Genomic DNA, 20,106 nt, shown 5'->3' with positions numbered 1-20,106 from the left:
CCCCTATCCCAGAATTTGCTTGCACTGATTCTCGATCTCTTCGACCGAGGGGGCTACTCCACCGCAACGACCGTAGAAGCTGACGGGGAAACGGCTCTTCGTAGCGATCTTGACGTCGTCTATCATCTGCCCCATGTTCATCTCGAGATCAAGGATATGCTTCACCCTGTCGGTGAGCTTCTCGAAGGGCTCGTAGGGGAAGGGGAACAGAGTTATGGGACGGATCATTCCGACCTTGTATCCCTGCTCTCTCAGGTGACTGATAGCGGACTTGGCGATACGGGCGGTAGTTCCGTAGGAGGCTATGACCAACTCGGCGTCCTCTACGTGAAGCTCCTCCCACTTGACGTCCTCTTTCTGCATCCTGTCGTATTTTTCCTGAAGTTTACTGTTGTGGGCCTCAAGAAGCTCGGCGGTGAGGTACATGCTCTTGATAAGGGATCTCTTTTTGCCCTCTCTGGCTCCCTTGTTTCCCAGTCCCCAGCTTTTCCAGTCCCCTCTCTCCGTCTCGTGAGGGGTTATCTCCACCGGCTCCATCATCTGTCCCATGAAGCCGTCGGCCAGAATCATGACCGGATTTCTGTACTTGAAGGCATAGTCCCAGGCGGACTGTACGACCTCCACCGTCTCCTGAAGGGTGCTGGGAGCGAATACCATCAGGTGATAGTCTCCGTTTCCGCCGCCTTTGGTAGCCTGAAGATAGTCAGCCTGGGAAGGAAGGATACCTCCGAGACCGGGGCCTCCTCTCATGACGTTGACCACGACAGCCGGAAGCTCCGATCCGGCGATATAGCTGAGCCCCTCGGACATGAGCGATATTCCAGGGCTGGAGGACGTGGTCATGACCTGGTATCCCGTGGCAGCGGCACCCAATATCATGTTGACCGAAGCGACCTCGCTCTCTCCCTGAATATAGATCCCTCCGTGCTCGGGAAGATGAGCGGACATGTACTCGGGGATCTCGTTCTGCGGTGTGATGGGATATCCGAAGAAATATCTGCAACCGGCCTGGATGGCAGCCTCAGCTATCGCCTCGGTTCCTTTCATTAGTACCTTAGCCATATCGATCCCCCCTACTCCGTTTCCTTGTAAACCTCGATGACCGCATCGGGACAGGAGATGGCACACATCCCGCAACCGATACAACCTTCCTTGTACTGCTCCACTGGACGGTGACCCTTCGAGTTAAGATGATCCGAGATACGAAGCACCTTGACCGGGCAGGCGGCCACGCACAGGCCACAGCTCTTGCAGTACTCTTCGGCGACTTCTATTCGCCCTTTTGCCATGAGCAACAACACCCCTCTCGCGTTTTTTGCTGCACTTTACTTTAGCCCTTGTCAGCCTCCTGACGGAGGATTCGAGCTCCTTGGTTTTTGGAGGGCACCCCTGTAGACCACATGGCACCCTTTTCCCATGGAAGCAACATATATCGTGAAACGGGCCACGGGGACGCCTCTCTGCCGGCTAATCTCCTCAAGGCCTCGTCGTCAAGTTGAGGTGGCACTCCGGTGTAGAGGACCGGAAGATCCATCTCTTTTCCGGCAGCCTCCACCAGTTGCAGGCCTTCTTCTACGACATCTACGGTAGTCTCCGCCATGAGGTGAGAGTTACAGATCAGCGCTCCTACTTCAAGCTCGCCGATCTCCTCCATACGTTTTCTCATCTTGGAGATCCCCTCTACCGTCGAGGTCATTGGACGGTAGGCGTTTACCACGAGGATAAGTAGATATCCAGCGGACACCATCCTATCCTTGTACTTCTTTAACGCCAGCGCTCCTTCCGCATCTCCCCCTACGTCCATGAGCAACCTGCCGTTAGGTTCGGAAAGTGCCCAATCTACCTGAGCCGTCACCAGGGGCATGTCGGCCCATTTGGCACTGTCCGGAGCTGTAAGTACCTTGAATCCACTGTCCTCCAAGGTCTCACTGACCTGCCGGATGCAGAAATAGGGATTTATTATGTCCACGTCCGCGATGGTCACGTCCTCACCGACAGAGCTAAACCCCAACGCCAAATTAAGGACCCATTCGGTTTTGCCGGAACCTAAAGCTCCGGTCACAGCGATCGCCTTGGGCCAGGAATGTCTGTTTATGAGATCTACGAATCTGTTTCGGCTCTGGGTCATAGCAGAAGATCTCCTTCCGAAAGGTGAGAGCCCTTGAACCAATCCTTCCCGTCGATGGACCTCCTGCCCTCAGGCTGGACTTCCATCAATTTTACGGAACCGGAAGAACAACGCACTACGGGAAAGCCTTCCTCGTCTATTCTTACCGCACCGACGACGTCGTCTAGGTCTTTCTCCGTTACAGCGGTTCTCCAGATCTTCAGCCTTTTATCACGGAAAAACGTGAAGGCTCCTGGGGTGGGATTGAGGGCTCGGGTGGTGTTGTGAAAAGCAACAGCCGACATCTCCCAGGAGAGAAGAGCCTCGGCCTTGTCTATCTTGTGGGCATAGGTAGCTTTAAGGTGATCTTGATCCTGAAGGGAAATTCCCTTCTCTTTCAACAAGTGTACCCCTCTATTCAAAAGATCGCCACCTATGTATGCAAGTCGAAAGAGTAACTCTCCGCCGGTCTCTTCCGAATCTATATCGATAAACCGGGAAATAAGGATCGGCCCTGCGTCCATCTTTTCGACCAGACGAAAAACGGTCACGCCGGTCTTCTTGGCGCCGTCCATTATAGCCCTCTGAACCGGGGCGGCCCCTCTGTACAGAGGCAGAGCCGAAGGATGGACGTTCAGGCATCCGTATTCCGGGGTGGAGAGATAGGGCTCTCCGACTTTCTGGCCAAAATCGATCACGAATATAACCGAGGGACTCTTAGACCCCATACGATCCAGCAGAGTTCGATCGGAGTTTACGTCTATCGATCTATGGACGTTCAGGCTATGCTCCATAGCCAGAGCGTCCACAGGGGTAGGGGTTTCAGCCAACCCTCTTCGACCGCCTCTCCTGGGAGGCATGGTCACTACCAATTCCGGAATGAGGTTCAAGTCCATGATGCGGCTCAGGCAGAGGGAGGCGAACCTCCCTGTTCCCATGAACCAACAGCTCATAGATCCTCCTTCTTTCTCTTTTGGAGTTTCTTCTTGACCATCTCCCTTTTCATGGGAGATAGATGATCTATCATAAGTTTTCCGTTCAGGTGATCGATCTCATGACACATCGCTCTGGCGAGAAAGCCTTCCGCCTCGACCGAATAGGGTTCTCCGTTTTCGTCCTGGGCCTCCACCACTACCGAAGCCGGTCTGGCTACATCCTCGAAGATCCCAGGAAAACTGAGACAGCCCTCCTGGTCTACCTGTCGACCGTCGTAATCGACTATCCTGGGGTTGATCAGGACGTGAAGCTTACCCTCGTAGGCTATAACCGCCACCTTGAGAGATTCCCCCACCTGAGGGGCGGCCAACCCCACTCCGTCGTACTCGTACATAAGAGACTCCATTTCCTCGAGGAAAGATTTGAAGTCATCGTCGAATTGTTCTATCTCCCTGGTAGGCTCTCTGAGAACCGGATCGGGATATATCCTTATAGTCCTATCTGACAAGATAAAAACCTCCTGATTAACGCTAAAACGCCATCCCCTTTTCAGGAGGATGGCGTAAGCGGCAACGTACTCTGTCTAGGCTAGTCTTTGTCGAACAGGTTACCCAGAGCCTCGCCGAAGGCGTCGCCCAGGGTTATGGGACCTTCCTCGGACTGGAAGTTGGTCATCGGACGGTTGCTGCCGTCGGATTTCTTCTTCCTAGCTCCGCCCTGAGGAGCCCTCTGTCTCCTGTCGCCCTCCTCGAGAGCGCTTATGCTGAGACGAATTCTACGATCGTCGGGGTTTACCTCGATCACACGTGCTGTGACCTCCTGCCCCTCGGATAGAACGTCCCCGGGCTTCTCCACCCTTCTGGTACTGAGCTGGGATATGTGGATCAGACCCTCCACGCCCTTCTCGAGCTCCACGAAGGCTCCGAAATCGGCGAGGCGGACGACCTTGACGGGAATATCCTGTCCTCTGGAGTATCTGTCCTCTATGCCATCCCACGGATCGTTGAGCTGCTTGTATCCGAGGCTGAGGCGCTTCTTGACCGGATCCACGTTAAGGACGACGGTCTCGACCTCCTGGCCTTTCTTGATGACCTCTTTAGGATGTTTGATCCTGGTCCAGCTCAGATCTCCTATGTGGATAAGACCCTCTATTCCAGGCTCGACCTCCACGAAGGCGCCGAAGTCGGTTACATTCGTGACCGTTCCGGTAGCGGTATCGCCGTCCTTCCACCTCTCGGTGATGGTCTCCCACGGATCGCTCTGGGTCTGCTTTACGCTGAGAGAAATCCTGTTGTGCTCCTGATCTATGCCTATAACCTTGACCGTGACCGTGTCGCCCTTCTTGGCGATATCCTTGGGCTTGGCGTTTCTCTGCCAGGAAAGCTCGCTGATATGGACGAGACCATCTATAGGACCGAGGTTAACGAAAACCCCGAAGGATGTGAGGCTGCTGACCGTCCCTTCCAGAACGGTTCCCTCCGTCACGTCTCTGTAGAAGTTTTCCCTCTGTTCCTTGAGCTCTTCGTCCAGTATGGTCCTACGGGACAACACGAGACGACGCTTGCGACGATCCTTCTCGAGAAGTTTTACGTCGAAGACCTCGTCGATGAACTTGCCTGGGTTTACCCCTCTTCCCTCCTCGGCGAGATGGGAAATCGGGATGAATCCCTCCAGTGAACAACAGTCCACCATAAGTCCGCCCTTGACCTTGCGAAGTCCTCTGACAGAAAAAGTCTCCTGACCGGAGATCTTCTCCTCCAGCTCCTGCCATCTGCGATCGAACTCGCAGCGCCAACGGCTGACGATAAGCTGAGATTCCTCGCCCTGACGGATGTTGACCACCTGGACCTGAAGCTCCTGTCCAAGCTCGGGCTCCTCGTTGTCGTCGACCAATATATGATGGCTCCACTCTCTGGTAGGCAGGAAACCCTCGCACTTGTAGCCCACGTCCACGAGCCATCCACCGTCGACCTGGTCCACTACCTTGCCGGAAACCACCTTGCCTCTGTGGATCTCCTCGAGCCCACCGGTGCTCTCGAGAAGCTCTTCCATTGTCATAGGTGCGGACTCGTCCATGGTCTCGGTCGTGTTTTCCTCGTTTGTGTAGTTCTGCATATCTTCACTCATTATCTTGACATCCCCCTGACGTCCTGCGATGGCTAAAGCATCGCTTGTTGTAATTGTTTGATAAGCCAATCCGGTGTACTTGCACCGGCGGCGATACCTATCGTACCCTTTCCCGACAACCACCTCCCGTCGAGCTGATCCGCTTGCTCAACCCAGAGCGCAGGGGTGCCGGACTCCTGCGCAATGCGGAAAAGTTTCCCCGTATTGGCACTGTTATGGCCACCTATTATCACTATACCGTCGACCTTATCGGCCAAACGGCGAACGGCCTCCTGACGCTCCACGGTCGCTCTGCATATGGTGTTGGAGACCTTTATCTCTCTGGCCGACCCGACCGCCTCGGATACCAGCTCCTTGAGGGTCGATTCCTGCTGGGTCGTCTGAGATATAATACCAATTTTATCGATTTTATCAATAGCTCGGAGATCTTTTTTCCCGGAAACCACCAGATAAGGTCCTTCCACGTAGCCGAGGATACCCTTTATCTCCGGATGGTTCTCATCGCCGAGGACCACGAGGTAATATCCCTCTCTCGACAGCCTGCCTGCCATCTCCTGAGCTTTCCTAACGAAAGGGCATGTTCCGTCTATTATGCGGGCACCTTTATCCTGAAGCCGCCGGTGCACGTCCGGAGATATCCCGTGAGCCCTCACGAAAACGGGCTCGTCAGGAGGGATCCGATCGTCATCTTCCACTACGACCAACCCCTTGTCCACCAATCGCTGGACCTCCTGAGGATTATGAATAGGGCTGCCTATACAGAAAACCCTTCCCTTTTCCTCCAAGGCTTCCTCCATCGTACGGATGGCCCTCTTAACTCCGAAACAAAGCCCCGTGGGCTCTGCCACCACAACTTTCACAGAACGACACCCCCGGCTCTCAGATGGTGCACCGCTTTATCGATCATCGACGACAACACTTTATTATACTCTTTTTCCGAGAGATCGTACCATATGGCAGGAGAAAACTTTCTAAACCAGGTCATCTGTCTCTTGGAAAACCGCCTGGTGGCCACGGTGTCGGACTCGATCCCCTCCTCCAAAGACATTTTACCCATATGGTAGAGTACCAGCTCTCTGTAGCCGAAACCCTTCATGGACGGGAGTTCGGGAGAAAAGCCGTTATCCAGAAGCCAGCGAACTTCTTCGGGATAGCCACCGTGAAACTGCTGTTTAACCCTCTTGGCTATAGTTCGATGAAGCTCGTCTCTTGGCCTGGTAAGACCGAAATACAATGGGGCGAATCGGGAGCTCTCCTTCTTGGGTCGATCGCGCCACCAGGAAGAGGGCTTGCCCGAGAGCCTGAATATCTCGATGGCCCTTATAACCCTCACGGTGTCGTTGACGTGAAGCCTAGAAGCGCTATCTGGGTCCGCCTCCGCCAACATGGAATGGAGCTTCGCAGGACCGTTCTCCTCTTCTCCTACTGCTTCCAGTTCCCTTCGAATCTCCGGATCGGAGGGAACATCGATCGTAAGGACCTCGTCCAACATGGCCCTATAGTAAAACGGCGTTCCTCCCACCAGGATGGGGACCCTCCCTCTCGCCCTTATTCTATCGACAGCGTCGGAGGCCTGTTCGGCAAAATCCGCAGCGCTGAAGGTCTCATCGGGATCGACTACGTCTATTAGATGGTGCAGTATATCCCTCCTGGTCGCAGGATCCACTTTATCGGTGCCTACATCCATATAGCGATAGACCTGCCTGGAGTCCACCGATATAACCTCTCCGTTCAGTGCCTTGGCGAAATCCAGGCTCAAAGAGGTCTTTCCCACGGCGGTAGGGCCTATGACGGCCAATATCGGTATAGCCAAAGATTCAACTCCTCTCGAAATGGGAGGCCATCTTGTCCGAGGAAAGTCTCAACACAGCGGGCCTCCCGTGAGGACAGGCAGACGGGGTTTCGCAACAGATGAGATCTCTCCAGAGAGCGACGGCTTCCTCCCGAGACAGCTTCCAGGTAAGTTTCACCGAGGCCTTGCACGCCAAGGTAGCCCACTTCAGCCACATTATCTCGCCTGTATCGGTGTTTTCCGACAGAGCGGCAACGGTAGTTCTGAGCATATCGACGGGAGAGACGGAAGAACAACCGGGAACGTCGGGAATTCCCTCCAGCAGGGTTTCCCCATCGCCGACGGAAAAAACGAAACCGACTGAAGCCAGCCTTGCCTCCATGTGATCGACCTCGGAGGCCATCGTAGGCGGCAGGTGAACGGGAGTGGCCAAATTTTGAGTTCCATACCCGGAAGAACAACGCTTCTTTATCCTCTCGAAGTTTATCCTCTCGTGTGCCGCATGGGGATCCATCAATACCATATCACCACCGTCGTCGAAAACGAGGTATCCCGAATTCAGTTGTCCCAGATATGAGATATGAGGCCCCTCGTCCACCTCCACAGGGTCGCTAATCTGCTCCCTGACCGGAAGGGGTGAGGATTCCTCTGCAGGAGCAGAGGAAAATTTAAAGGTCCTAGGGCGAGTATCGTCGCCGGATCCAGAGGGGGAAGGGAAAGGATCCACCCCTCTGAAGAGAGATTCCCCTTTCGGAGCGTATTTCGGAACATAGGTCCCGGCGGGAGATCCTGTCCGCAGCAACGGACGGCTTTCCCAATCCGGCAACGACCGGCCTTTCATGGAGGTCGCTCCGTCCCTGACTGCGGCGAAGAGATCGCCTCCATGTCTGAAGAGGACCTCCGTCTTGGCCGGATGCACGTTCACGTCCACCTCGTCGGGTGGGGTCTCTACCCATACGACCCAATTCCCTCCCGGATGGGTTTCGCCGGAGGAAATCGCCGCCCTTATCGTTCCGTCCTCCACCCTCCTGCCGTTGACGAAAGCCATGACGGAAACTCGGGAAACCTTGGAGATCCTCTGCCACCACAGGATGACCGAGTAAGGACCTCTAGCCCCCGACGAGGTCAGTATCTCCGGTTCGTCCCCCCAAAGGCCCTTCAGGACATCCACCCTATCCCTGGCGCCCTGTGTCTCGTAGATCTTTTTACCGTCGCTGTTCAATATAAAGGCAACCGAGGGATAGGCGACGCTGAACTCCTGAACTACCTTGGTTATCCTTCGGAGCTCCGCTCTGGCGCTCTTAAGAAACTTGCGCCTCGCCGGAAGATTGAAAAACAGATCGTCCACCTGTACTCTGGTACCCACACGACAGTTCTGCTCGTCCACCTCGGGGGAGGACCCGCCCTCCATCCTGAGCCAGGCACCGCGATCCTCTTGATTCGTCCGGCTCCTTATGTCCAGGCGGCTCACCGCCGCTACGCTGGCCAGGGCCTCTCCTCTGTAACCCAAGGTCGCAATGGCGTCAAGGTCCTCTATAGAGGATATCTTGCTGGTGGCGTGGCTTTCCACCGCCAGGGGCAGGTCCTCTCGGGGAATGCCGCAACCATCGTCCTCGACCACGATTGAAAGGCGACCGCCTTGGATCACAGATACGGAGATCCTGGAGGACCCCGCGTCGAGACTGTTCTCCATCAGTTCTTTGACGACGGAGATCGGTCTTTCTACGACCTCTCCAGCCGCTATTCTCATAGCCACTGTTTGGGGCAATCTATGGATCGTCAAGGTTTCACCGCCTTTCGGGCTTCCTCATGCAGTTCGTAGACCTTCTCCAGAGCCTGAATAGGGGTCAGATCGTCCGGGGATAGAGAGGCTAATTCCTGTATTATGGCGTCTCCCTTCAGGTCGAAAAATTCCATCTGAACGGAGGGTCCCGGAACCGACGCCCCATCGTCCGAGCTTTTCTCGAAACGTTCCAAGAGCTCCTGAGCCCGACACAGAACCACCCGGGGCAATCCGGCCAACCGAGCCACCTCGACTCCGTAGGATCTATCGGCAGGACCGGGAACCACCCTGTGAAGAAAAGTCACCCCGTCCGGACGCTCCTCCACCTCCACCCTCAGGTTGAAGACGTGGGGCATCCGACCCTCCAGAGCGGTAAGTTCGTGATAATGGGTGGCGAAAAGGACCTTGGGACAGCGGCCACAGGCGCCCTGAAGGTACTCCAGGACGGCCCAGGCTATACTCATACCGTCGTAGGTGGACGTACCTCGTCCCACCTCGTCTAAAATGACCAAGCTTCTGTCCGTGACGTTGTGCAGAATGTTGGCGGTCTCCACCATCTCGACCATGAAGGTACTGTTCCCGAAGGCCAGTTCATCTCTGGCTCCCAGCCTGGTGAAAACCCTGTCGCAGAGTCCCAGCTCTGCCGATTCCGCCGGTATATAGGTCCCCATCTGAGCCATTATGACGAGAAGGGCGGTCATCCTGAGATAGGTAGACTTGCCCGCCATATTGGGCCCGGTAACTATGGCCAACCTGTTTCCGTCCATCTTCATGTCCACGTCGTTCGGGACAAAGGGGATCTCTTTCTGTACGGCCTCGACCACGGGATGGCGGCCTCCTTTTATTGAAATATCTCCACCATCGCTGAATTCAGGTCTGATATATCCTCTCTCTCTGGAGACCTCCGCCAGGGAGACCAAGACATCCAGATTTCCCAACGCCCTGCCTAGAGACTGAAGCTTTTCGGTCTTCTCCAGAGTTCTCTCCAAGAGCATACCGTACAGTTCGGTCTCTCGCTTTCGAACCTCCTCCTCCGATCTCGACATTCTTTCCTCGAAATCGCGCAGCTCCGAAGTGGTGTAACGCTCAGCCGAAACCAGGGTCTGCCGTCTCCTGTAATCCTCGGGAAGCTCGAGGTCGTCCCTCATGGAGCCTTTCCCTATCTCCAAGTAATACCCGAAGACCCTGGAATATCCCGTCTTTAACCTTGGGATGGAAAGCCGATCCCTCTCCCTCTGGGTAAAATCGTTCAGCCATTCCTGACCTCTCTCGGCAAAGCCCCTCCATTCGTCCAGTTTATCGTCGAAACCGTCTCTCACTATTTTTCCGTTTCCGAGAACCCTGGACGGACTGTCCTCAATTCCCCCGGCTAGAAGATCCGATATGTCGCGAAAATCGTCGCTACAGGGAAGCAGATGGGACAAGCCCACATCTTTCAGGGCTACCTCTATGGAGGGAAGAGCGGATAATGTGTCCCTAATAGCCGCCAGGTCCCTGGGGTTTCCCGATCTCATATGCAGCCTAGCCAGGGATCTCTCTATATCCTTGCAATGCCCGAGTCCATCCTGCAGATCGTTCAATCCATCCGAGGAATTAAGCAGGGTTTCCTGAACGTCTAGACGACGGGATATTTCCCCTGGGTCCATCAAGGGCCTCGTTATCCACTCTCTCAGACGCCTTCTTCCGCAGGCCGTCTTGCATCGGTTCAGTATGTCGTAGAGGGACGGTCCGTCACCGTCGAAAAGCTCGAGGTTTCTTTGAGTGGTCACATCGAGATGTAGATATCGGGAGGAAAGCACCGGGGCTATTCCCGAGACGTGCCTGGCAGCTCCGAACTGAGTCTCCTCCAGATAACGAAGCAGCGCGGCAGCCACCCCTATTTCCGGAGCACCGTCCTGAAAACCGAAACCCTGGAGGGAGGCCAGGTCCCATCTATGTTGAAGCCATCTGGCCCCTCCGGCTGGATCGAAATCCTCTACAGGCAGCTCGACGACAGGAGAACTCTCGATAAGGAAAGCTATCTCCTCCGGGATCTTCCCCTTGGGGCGAAGTATCTCCGATCCCCTGTAGGCGGACAGGAAACCTCGCACCTCGTCCAAGGGCATCGCCCCAGCCTCCAAAAAACCGGTTCCCGGTTCCAACGATCCAACCGCCCATCTGTACCGATCCAGCTTACGAACCGCGACCAGCCGCCCGTCGTTTCCGGTCTCTTCCGGGAGATAGGTCCCGGGAGTTACCAGCCTTATAACCTGACGATCCACCAGAGAACGGCCATCCGGCTCGGTCATCTGTTCGCAGATGGCCACGTGATAGCCTTTTTTTATCAATTTTCCAAGATAGCTCTCCGACGCATGGTGAGGGATCCCGGCCATGGGGATCTTTTTGCCCTGGTCCCTGGCGGTCAAGGCTATATCGAGAACCTCCGAGGCCACTCTGGCGTCGTCGAAAAAAAGCTCGTAGAAATCTCCCATACGAAAGAAAAGAAGAGCTTCGGGGTACTCGTTTTTCCACCGGACGAATTGCTCCAACATGGGAGTCATCTTTACTCCGTCCGGCAAGGTGAAGCTTTTCAACATATTACCTCCTCAGGGAATCCAGATATCCCTGCAATATCACCGTCGCGGCTACCTTGTCCACCTGACCCTTTCTTTTTTTTCTGGACACGTCTCCCTCGATCAACACCCTGTTGGCTATGGTGGAGGTGTATCTCTCGTCCCACATGACTATCTCCAAATCGGGAAAGGCCTCTCTTACCGCCTCGGTCTTGGCCTCCACGTTCTCGGCGGAAGGCCCCTTAGTTCCATTCTCTCTTATGGGAAGCCCTACCACCACGGTGGATACGTTCCGACAGGTGACGAGCTCCCTCAAATCGGAGAGCCAGTCTCCTTCGGCGTCCCATACCGCGACCCCCTGGGCGAAAGATCCCAGGGGGTCGCTCATGGCGACCCCTATTCGGACGGTCCCCATATCCAAAGCCACGATTCTTCTCGTCACTTTACGTACCCTTTCACTATGGCCACTGCCTTATCGAGAATGTCCTTCATATCGTCGATTTTAGGACCGCCAGCCTGGGCCATGGTGGGCCTACCGCCGCCTTTTCCACCAAACAATGCGGCAACTTCCTTGACTATCTTCCCTCCGTGCAGCCCCTTCTCCACGGCACCGCTACCGACCATACAGACCATCTGGGTACGATCTCCGTCGCTGGACATCAACAGGGTCACCGACCCGGGATCCCTATCCTTTATGCTGTCTCCGACCTCCCGAAGTTGATCGGGGGTAACTCCTTCTATAGAGGCCACGTAAAGGGATACTCCATGGCCTATGTCGGTCTTGACAACGCTCTCCTTGAGATCGTCCATAGCCGAACGGATCGTGTAACGCTGGAGCTTTTTCTGAAGCTCCCTGTTTTCCTCGTCCATGGACTGTATCTTCTCTATCAACCTGGCTGGTCGAACCCCCAGATTCGAGGAAAGCTCTTTCAGGGTTCCGGTTATGTTCTGGTAATTTCTGAAGGCGTTCATCCCGGTCATGGCGGTAATCCGCCTGATGCCCGATCCGATACTTTCGTCGTTGATGATCTTGAACAGACCTATCTCTCCGGTGGCACAGACGTGGACTCCTCCGCAGAGCTCGGAGGAAAACTCCGAGATGGATACCACTCTTACCTTGTCCCCATATTTCTCCTCGAAAAGAGCCTTCGCCCCCAGGTTCTTAGCAGTTGCGAGATCGGTCTCGTCTACCTTAAGGGACTTGTTGTTCTGTATCTCCTGGTTCACCATGAGCTCCACCTCGTCCTGCTCGCTGGAGCTCAGAGGTTCAAAGTGGGTGTAGTCGAAACGTAGAAATCGATCGGACACCAGAGAACCGTTCTGTCTGACGTGCCCGCCAAGAACCCTTATCAACGATTCATGAAGAAGATGAGTGGCGGTGTGGTTTTTGGTTATGGCCTCCCGCCTATCCCTGTCCACCATTGCCCTAACCTTACAACCGGACTTTACGGTTCCGCTGGTGACCATTCCTCTATGAATTATGAGATCTCCCGCCGGGTGAATTGTGTCCTCCACCTCTACGACGAAACCGTCGCCCTTGACGAAGCCCTGGTCTCCCACCTGACCGCCTCTCTCGGCGTAAAATGGAGTTCGGGATAACAGAAGTTCAACCGAGTCTCCCGTCGAGGCGCTGTCGACGACCTTCCCTTCCTTCATCAGGACTGTCAGATCTGCCTCCAGCTCGATGGAATCGTACCCCAAGAAGGGAGTGGCTCCATGTTCAGAAAGTAACTCGGCGTAGAGGTCTCCAGTCATCACGGCGTTGGCCTGCTTGCTGGAGGATCGAGCCCTCTCCCTTTGGACCTCCATCTCCCTTCGGAAGCCGTCCTCGTCGACGGAGATCCCCTTTTCCTCGCAGATCTCTCTGGTCAACTCCAGAGGATAACCGTAAGTATCGTAAAGCTCGAATGCTACATCTCCGGAAAGTATGCTTCCATCTCCGGCAAGCACCGAGGATATCTCCTGATGGAGAAGATCGCTGCCCTGCTCCAGGGTACGACCGAAACGTTTTTCCTCCACCGCCACCACCTGCTCTATGGTGAGACGGTTGTCCAGAAGCTCCCTGTAGGGATCGGCCATTATATCCATGACGTTCGGTATGAGGTCGGTCAGAAAGGCCTTTTTGAGACCTATCAACCTGCCGTAACGGGCGGCCCTTCTGAGCAGACGGCGCAGAACGTAGCCCTGTCCGTCGTTCGAGGGAAGAATACCGTCGGCTATCATGAAGGAGACAGCCCTTATGTGGTCCGAGATCACCTTAGCCGCCATATCCCCCTGGGGACCGTCGCCATATCCTATACCGGCCATATCGCACACATGGTCCATTATGGGACGGAACAGATCGGTCTCGAAATCGTTGGCGACCCCCTGGACAAGGGAGGTGAGTCTCTCCAGTCCCATTCCCGTATCGATGTTCTTCCTCGGCAGAGGAAGCAGAGAACCGTCCTCCTGACGATCGTACTGGGTGAACACGTGGTTCCATATCTCAAGATATCTGTCGCACTCGCAACCGGGCTTGCAGTCCGGTCCGCAGGAAAATGCCGGTCCCTGGTCGTATAGGATCTCCGAGTCGGGGCCGCAGGGCCCCTGAGGTCCCATGAACCAGAAATTCTCGTCCTCGCCGAAACGAAGTATACGGCTGTCGGGAAGTCCGACGTCCTTTGTCCAGACGTCGAAGGCCTCCTCGTCGTCCTTATATATGGTGGCGTACATACGGTCGGGATCTAGGCCGATGACATCGGTGAGAAACGCCCACCCCCAGGTTATGGACTCTTTCTTGAAGTACCCTCCCCAGCTGAAGTTGCCGAGCATCTCGAAAAAAGTGTGATGCCTGGCGGTACGTCCCACGTTGTCTATATCGTTCGTGCGGACGCACTTCTGAGAGGTCACCGCACTGTCCACATCCGGCTCGGCTATGCCGAGATAATATTTCTTGAAGGGAACCATACCTGCTATGGTGAACAACAGGGTAGGATCCTCTGGAACCAGGGAGAAGCTCTCGTAGTGTTTGGCACCTTTGGAAACCCAGAAATCGACGAAAAGTCGACGGATCTCCTTACCGCTTTTCCATTCCATTATTATCGGTCACCCCTAACGGCGTATCAGTTCAGCCCGTGCCTTACGGGCATGGGAGAGGACTTCTTCCTCGTCCTGTCCGGGAAATTCCCCGTCTATGTAGATCCAGCTACCGTCCACCATAGTCCCTGCCACGTCTGAGGAGGAACCGGCATATACCAGGAAGACCCCCAGGTTCTCCTCGTTCACCCCTATGTAGTTGGGGCCGTCCAGATCGACCAGGACCAGATCGGCTTTCCAGCCCTCTCTGATAAGACCGGCTTTTTCGAACCCCAGAGCCCGATAGCCCCTGTAGGTAGCACCATCCAGTATCTCCCTGGCGGTTACGATAGACGGATCTCTCAAGACCCCCTTATGGAGCAACGCTGCGGTTCTCAGCTCGCCCCACATATCGAGACGGTTGTTACTGGCGGCTCCGTCGGTGCCCAAGGCCACCGAAACACCGCTGGAGAGCATAGATCTGACTGGAGCAACTCCGCTGCCAAGCTTCAGATTGCTGCCGGGATTGTGTACCACCGTGGCCGGTACCCTCGACAGATCGGAGAGCTCGTCCTCCGGAAACCAGACACAGTGAGCCAGTATGAGTCCAGAAACGTCGCAAAGTCCGGTTTTCTCCAGATATTCCATGGCACCTGTTCCAAAGTCATCCTTTAGGTATCCCAGCTCCCATTCCGTCTCCAGATAGTGAAGGTGTACGGACATACCCTTATCCTTGGCGGAGGAAGCTATCTTCTTCATGGCGTCGAAGGGTACCGTATAGGGAGCATGGGGGCCCATCTGCACCGTTACCATGGGATCGTCTTTATATCTATCGGCCAAAGCGAGCGATTCCTCTATTTTGGATTCGTCGTCTCCGACTATGCCGCGGCAGATCCCTGTCCTCATACCGCATGCCTTGGCGGCTTCTGCCACTTTGTCCATCTCGAAGTACATATCGCCGAAACAGGTGGTACCGGAGGAGGCCATCTCCATGAGGGCGGATCGGGTTCCCCAGTATATCCTCTCCGGGTTGAGGTTCGCCTCTACCGGCCAGATCTGTTCTTCCAGCCACTCTTTCAGAGGCCTCTCCTCTCCCAACCCCCTCAGAAGGCTCATGGCGGCATGGGTATGACAGTTCACGAAACCGGGCAGTACCGCCATCCGTCCCTTGCCGTCCACAATATCGTCTCCGATCAGGCTTCCTGCCTTCCCGACCGATGATATTTTTCCGTCCTCGATCAGGATATCGCCGGACCTCGCAGAATCCATCGATCCGTCGAGAAACATCACGTCCTTCAGAAGCATCGTCATGGACTCACTCCCTCCAATCCGCCATATAGGCCTTCTGAGACTCGGAAAGCTCGTCCAAAGAAACTCCCAGGGACTCCAGCTTGGTGGAAACAACCAGACGATCGATATCCTCCGGAACCGGATAAAGCCTGGAATCCATGTCTCCGTGGTTCCTGTGGACGTGGAGGGCCGACAGGAGCTGCAACGCAAAGCTGAGATCCATTATCTCTATGGGATGTCCGTCTCCCGCCGCCAGGTTCACCAGGCGTCCCTCCCCCAGGAGGTAGATATTCCGACCGTCCTTCGTCCGATAGCAGGTAACGTTGGGTCTGACCTCGGAGACACCGGAGGCTATCGAGGTCAGATCGGACTTTGATATCTCCACGTCGAAATGTCCAGCGTTGCCCAGTATGACTCCGTCTTTCATCTTATCCATGTGTCTGGCGCATATGACGTCCAGGTTGCCTGTCAAGGTGAGAAAGATATCTCCCAAGGGAGCGGCGGCATCCATGGTCATTACCTCGTGACCATCCATAAGGGCTTCGAACGCCCTATGAGGGTTTATTTCGGTCACTACCACCCTGGCCCCCAGGGCCTTAGCCCTCATGGCGACCCCTCTACCGCACCAGCCATATCCTGCTACCACCACTACCTTGCCGGCGACGAGGCTGTTTGTGGTCCTCATCACCCCGTCCCACACGGACTGACCGGTGCCATAGCGGTTATCGAAAAGGTACTTGCTGTCCGCGTCGTTGACGGAGATCATCGGGAATGGGAGGATTCCCTGTCTCTCCATAGCCTTGAGCCGCTTGACCCCCGAGGTGGTCTCCTCCGAACCGCCTTTGACCTTTCCTATGAGGTCCTTCCTCTCGTCCAACAAGGTCGCCACCAGGTCGGCTCCGTCGTCGACTATTATCTCCGGATCGCTGCTCAACACGTCTCTCAGGTAACCGAAGTAGCTGTCGTGATCCATTCCTCTGTGACTAAAAACATGTACCCCCTCGGAGACCAGGGCGGCACAGACATCGTCCTGAGTAGAAAGGGGGTTGCTTCCGGCGGCGAAGACCTCTGCTCCCAGACGGGAAAAGGTCCTCAAGAGACAGGCAGTCTTTGCCTCTAGATGAAGACAGGCGGCCAATCGCACTCCGTCGAAGGGTCTCTCGTCGGAGTAACGCCTCTCCAACGACGAAAGGACCGGCATATATTGCCAGGCCCAATCCAGTTTCTGCTTGCCTTTAGGGGCCATATCCATGTCGGCCACGGAAAAATCCCTCATCTATCAGCACATCCTCTCTCGTCTTTTGGACGACGGTCAATCGCCTCCGCTATGGACTCAATGTATGGAGGTCTGAGAACCCCCATCTCCGTAACTATGGCGGTCACGTTCTCGCCGGGAGTGACGTCGAATCCGGGGTTCCAGATCGGCACATCCTCCGGTATAAGTTTCGAACCGTAGGGAGATCTTATCTCAGAACCGTCCCGCTCCTCTATGGGTATGCCATCTCCGTCGGAAAGCCCCTCGTCGAAGGTACTCATAGGGGCGGCTACGTAGAAAGGCACTCCGTGGGACTTCGCGACGATGGAAAGTCCGTAGGTACCTATCTTGTTGGCGGTATCGCCGTTCATCGCTATCCGATCCGCTCCGACCAGGACAGCGTCTATTTTCTCTCTTTTCATCAGCCAGGCCGCCATTCCATCGGTCATGACCGTGACGTCTATCCCGTCCTCTTGAAGCTCCCATGCGGTAAGACGTCCTCCCTGAAGCCTGGGACGTGTCTCGTCGGCGTATACCCGAATTCTCTTGCCGGAATCCACGCAGGATCTGAGGACGCCGAGAGCGGTTCCCCAACCTGCTGTAGCGATGGCTCCGGCGTTGCAGTGGGTGACGACGGTAGCCCCGTCCGGTATAAGGCTGGCTCCGTTTTCCCCGATAGCCTTGTTTATATTTAGATCCTCCCTGTGTATCGCCACTGCCTCATCGACAACAGCGGCAGGAGAGGCTCCGGTTAACCTGTCCATCCTCTCGAGGGCCCATCGAAGGTTTACCGCCGTGGGGCGAGTCGACATCAGAAGAGATCTGGACTCCTGCATGTTCTCTCCGGCCAGACGGGCCAAAGCCATGCCGTAGGCCGCCGCTACTCCGATGGCAGGTGCACCTCGCACCACCATGGACTTTATGGCTAAGGCAACCTCTTCGCAGGTTCTGCAACGGACGAAGGCGACCTCCCATGGAAGTTTCGTCTGATCCAAAAGGGCGAGCTCCCCTTCGCTCCATTTCAACGTATCGGGAACCATTCAATCAGCTCCTTTTCAAAACGCACGACGACTCCACTCGACAGTCGGCCCTTCCATCCACAAAGTCGAGGGACACTTTTTTACCGGGAGTCATGGACTTTACCGAAGAGACGGGAGTACCGGCTTCGTCTCGACAGGAAACGTAACCCTTTCCCAGAATCCTCAGGGGAGAGGCCCCGTCCAAAGCCGCCGAAAGCCCTGCAAGCCTCCCGATCTCGCTAACGACCGTCTTTTCCGTCGCGGATACGGATCTACGAGACAGACCGTCGAGGTCCTTTCTAAGACGGTCGATATCTCCCGCCATCAGTCGAGTCAGGAGGGTCTCTCTGTCGACCAAACGGGTGGCGAGTCTATCGATCTCCCGCTCCATCGCCTTTTTAAGACGGCTTTTGCCGTTGGAAAGAAGGCTGTAGAGATAGGTCCTGTCGGGGACGACCGCCTCGGCTGCCTCCGAAGGAGTGGCACAACGCCTGTCCGCCGCCATGTCGGACAAGGTGAAGTCGACCTGATGTCCCACCCCCACCACGACCGGAACGGGACAGGAGGAGATGGACCTCACCACCGTCTCGTCGTCGAAAGGATTGAGGTCTCCTCTGCTCCCTCCGCCTCTGACGAGCAACACCGCATCGGCAGGCAGCAGAGACGGTACCTTCAAAAAGGCCTCGGCTATCTCATCCGGACCGTCGACTCCCTGCACGGTAGCGGGAATGAGGACCAACTCCACCGATGGATTTCTGGTCCCCATAACCTTTGCCACGTCCCTGAAGGCCGCTCCGGTGGCGGAGGTGATACACAGTATTCTTTCCGGGTAGGTAGGGATAGGCCTTTTCCTCTCAGGAGCGAAAATCCCCTCCTTGGAGAGCTTCGCCCTGAGCTCTTCCTTCGCCCTCGAGATGGCCCCCTTGCCCAAAGGGAACAACCTTCTGGCGTACAGCTGGTATATCCCTCTCTGAGGATAAGAGGACACCCGCCCACCGACGACGACCTCGTCGCCGGGACGAGGCCATTTGACGACTCCAGCGGCATCGGACCTGAAGAGAACCCCGGCTATACGGCTCTCGCGCCCGGAAAGGGTGAAGTAACAATGACCGCTGCTGTGTCGTTTCAGATCTACGATCTCGCCCTGGACCGCGACTTTCCCCATTCCCGGGTAACTCTCTATCGCTTCTTTTATCCTAAAGGACAGGTCGTCTACCGAGAGTATCCCCTTGTTGGATACGGCCTCACTCATCGTCTTCCGGCATGGCGCGAACTATCCTGGCCAGGGCTCCGTTCACGAACCTGCCGGATTCGTCGGTACCGAAGACCTTGACCAGTTCAACGGCCTCGGATATGGCTACCGGAACGGGGACGACACGGGCTATCAGACCTTCGTATACGGCCAACCGTATGGCCGCGCGGTCTACCGCAACCATACGATCCCCTCTCCATCCCACGACGTTGACGTTTATGAGGTTGTCTATCTCTCCCAGATGGTCCATAACCCCCAAGACGAGGGCTCTGACGCCTGCTTCGACATCGATCTCGTCCTCGAAGGAAAAGTCGTTCAACGCCTCCTCGGCATCGTGCTTTTTGGTCACGTCCATAGAATAGAGAAGCTGAAGAGCCACCTCCCGGGCCCGATGTTTTTTATAATGACCTCGTCCGACCTTCAATCCATCATCTCCTTGAAAAACCTGGCGATCCGAGAGGTCCAATGCTGCCCCTTATCGGAACGAAAGAAAAAGGCAAATCCGTAAAAAACGGCGCCTACCAGAAGACATTCCAGGGTTCCCTTAAGCCCAAGCTTCAAAAGAGCCGCCATGACGGCACCGATTATGCCCCAGAAGTAAGGTCGCTCCGTCAAACCGGGACCGTCCTCGCCCTCCACGTCTGAGACGTGTTTCCACGAGACCACTGCGTCGAGTCCGAGGGCCTCGAGATGTTCCGTAAGGTCCTCCGACGTCGACAGCTTATCCAGATATAACGTGGTATCGCTCAAGACCAGAGAGAGAAAGATCTGATTTTTCTCGCCTAAAAACTCGATATCTCTACAGCTGACGCCTTCGGGAAGATGGCTCTCCACGAAAGCCTTCAACCCTAACGTAGAAAGCCAGATTCTACCTCGACCGTTGTCCATCCACTTTACGTACACGGTGGCCTCCTAAATCAAAAAAGGCCGACTCGAACT

At 55.5% G+C, this 20,106-nt stretch carries 18 protein-coding genes; all 18 read right to left on the bottom strand.

Translation table 11 applies throughout. The annotated features are described in order from the left end of the window. Positions 1-3: 3 nt before the first annotated feature. Positions 4-1,062 (bottom strand): 3-methyl-2-oxobutanoate dehydrogenase subunit VorB, encoded by a 1,059-nt coding sequence (gene vorB, locus L2W48_RS04240; protein ID WP_236098789.1) that lies wholly within the window; start codon positions 1,060-1,062, stop codon positions 4-6. Positions 1,063-1,073: 11 nt separating this feature from the next. Continuing rightward, a complete protein-coding gene (locus tag L2W48_RS04235) occupies positions 1,074-1,289 on the bottom strand; it encodes a 4Fe-4S dicluster domain-containing protein (RefSeq protein WP_040383460.1) in 216 nt (71 codons plus the stop codon). A gap of 41 nt (positions 1,290-1,330) precedes the next feature. Then, positions 1,331-2,128 carry a zeta toxin family protein gene (locus tag L2W48_RS04230; protein ID WP_236098788.1) on the bottom strand — a complete coding sequence of 266 codons (798 nt, stop codon included), beginning with the start codon at positions 2,126-2,128 and terminating at the stop codon, positions 1,331-1,333. Beyond that, positions 2,125-3,060, bottom strand: coding sequence for a methionyl-tRNA formyltransferase (fmt, locus tag L2W48_RS04225; RefSeq protein ID WP_236098787.1), 936 nt, complete (start codon positions 3,058-3,060; stop codon positions 2,125-2,127). Before fmt ends, L2W48_RS04230 begins: the two co-directional genes overlap by 4 nt. Next, on the bottom strand, positions 3,057-3,551 hold the full coding sequence (def, locus tag L2W48_RS04220; RefSeq protein ID WP_236098786.1) for a peptide deformylase: 495 nt from the start codon (positions 3,549-3,551) through the stop codon (positions 3,057-3,059). The genes fmt and def overlap by 4 nt, the downstream gene beginning before the upstream one ends. A gap of 80 nt (positions 3,552-3,631) precedes the next feature. Beyond that, the gene (locus L2W48_RS04215; RefSeq protein ID WP_407928674.1) at positions 3,632-5,170 is read right to left on the bottom strand and encodes a S1 RNA-binding domain-containing protein; all 1,539 of its coding nucleotides are present in this window, start codon (positions 5,168-5,170) and stop codon (positions 3,632-3,634) included. Between the two features lie 32 nt (positions 5,171-5,202). Beyond that, positions 5,203-6,030: a 4-hydroxy-3-methylbut-2-enyl diphosphate reductase gene (gene ispH, locus L2W48_RS04210; protein ID WP_236098785.1), complete on the bottom strand. Its 828-nt coding sequence runs from the start codon at positions 6,028-6,030 to the stop codon at positions 5,203-5,205. Continuing rightward, positions 6,027-6,983 carry a tRNA (adenosine(37)-N6)-dimethylallyltransferase MiaA gene (gene miaA / locus L2W48_RS04205; RefSeq protein WP_236098784.1) on the bottom strand — a complete coding sequence of 319 codons (957 nt, stop codon included), beginning with the start codon at positions 6,981-6,983 and terminating at the stop codon, positions 6,027-6,029. Before miaA ends, ispH begins: the two co-directional genes overlap by 4 nt. Positions 6,984-6,987: 4 nt before the next feature. Further along, positions 6,988-8,745, bottom strand: a complete 1,758-nt coding sequence (gene mutL / locus L2W48_RS04200; protein WP_236098783.1) for a DNA mismatch repair endonuclease MutL — start codon at positions 8,743-8,745, stop codon at positions 6,988-6,990. After that, the gene (gene mutS, locus L2W48_RS04195; protein WP_236098782.1) at positions 8,742-11,321 is read right to left on the bottom strand and encodes a DNA mismatch repair protein MutS; all 2,580 of its coding nucleotides are present in this window, start codon (positions 11,319-11,321) and stop codon (positions 8,742-8,744) included. The genes mutL and mutS overlap by 4 nt, the downstream gene beginning before the upstream one ends. Before the next feature lies 1 nt (position 11,322). After that, entirely contained in the window at positions 11,323-11,739 is a 417-nt protein-coding gene (gene ruvX / locus L2W48_RS04190; protein ID WP_236098781.1) for a Holliday junction resolvase RuvX, read from the bottom strand. Then, positions 11,736-14,372: an alanine--tRNA ligase gene (gene alaS / locus L2W48_RS04185; RefSeq protein WP_236098780.1), complete on the bottom strand. Its 2,637-nt coding sequence runs from the start codon at positions 14,370-14,372 to the stop codon at positions 11,736-11,738. The genes ruvX and alaS overlap by 4 nt, the downstream gene beginning before the upstream one ends. 15 nt (positions 14,373-14,387) lie before the next feature. Beyond that, positions 14,388-15,662 carry an amidohydrolase gene (locus L2W48_RS04180; protein ID WP_236098779.1) on the bottom strand — a complete coding sequence of 425 codons (1,275 nt, stop codon included), beginning with the start codon at positions 15,660-15,662 and terminating at the stop codon, positions 14,388-14,390. A 4-nt stretch (positions 15,663-15,666) separates the two neighbouring features. Further along, entirely contained in the window at positions 15,667-16,917 is a 1,251-nt protein-coding gene (locus tag L2W48_RS04175) for an adenosylhomocysteinase (RefSeq protein ID WP_236098778.1), read from the bottom strand. Then, on the bottom strand, positions 16,914-17,936 hold the full coding sequence (gene mtnA, locus L2W48_RS04170) for an S-methyl-5-thioribose-1-phosphate isomerase (RefSeq protein WP_236098777.1): 1,023 nt from the start codon (positions 17,934-17,936) through the stop codon (positions 16,914-16,916). Before mtnA ends, L2W48_RS04175 begins: the two co-directional genes overlap by 4 nt. A 4-nt stretch (positions 17,937-17,940) precedes the next feature. Continuing rightward, positions 17,941-19,167 (bottom strand): exodeoxyribonuclease VII large subunit, encoded by a 1,227-nt coding sequence (gene xseA, locus L2W48_RS04165; protein ID WP_236098776.1) that lies wholly within the window; start codon positions 19,165-19,167, stop codon positions 17,941-17,943. Next, positions 19,160-19,591, bottom strand: a complete 432-nt coding sequence (gene nusB / locus L2W48_RS04160) for a transcription antitermination factor NusB (RefSeq protein WP_236098775.1) — start codon at positions 19,589-19,591, stop codon at positions 19,160-19,162. Before nusB ends, xseA begins: the two co-directional genes overlap by 8 nt. Next, on the bottom strand, positions 19,588-20,070 hold the full coding sequence (locus L2W48_RS04155) for a hypothetical protein (protein WP_236098774.1): 483 nt from the start codon (positions 20,068-20,070) through the stop codon (positions 19,588-19,590). The genes nusB and L2W48_RS04155 overlap by 4 nt, the downstream gene beginning before the upstream one ends. Positions 20,071-20,106 lie beyond the last annotated feature (36 nt).

Origin of the sequence: Dethiosulfovibrio russensis, from assembly GCF_021568855.1 — a bacterium.
Taxonomy (GTDB): Bacteria; Synergistota; Synergistia; order Synergistales; family Dethiosulfovibrionaceae; genus Dethiosulfovibrio; species Dethiosulfovibrio russensis.
The sequence above is the reverse complement of the archived record's forward strand: the minus strand, read 5'-3'. Positions and strand labels throughout refer to the sequence as shown.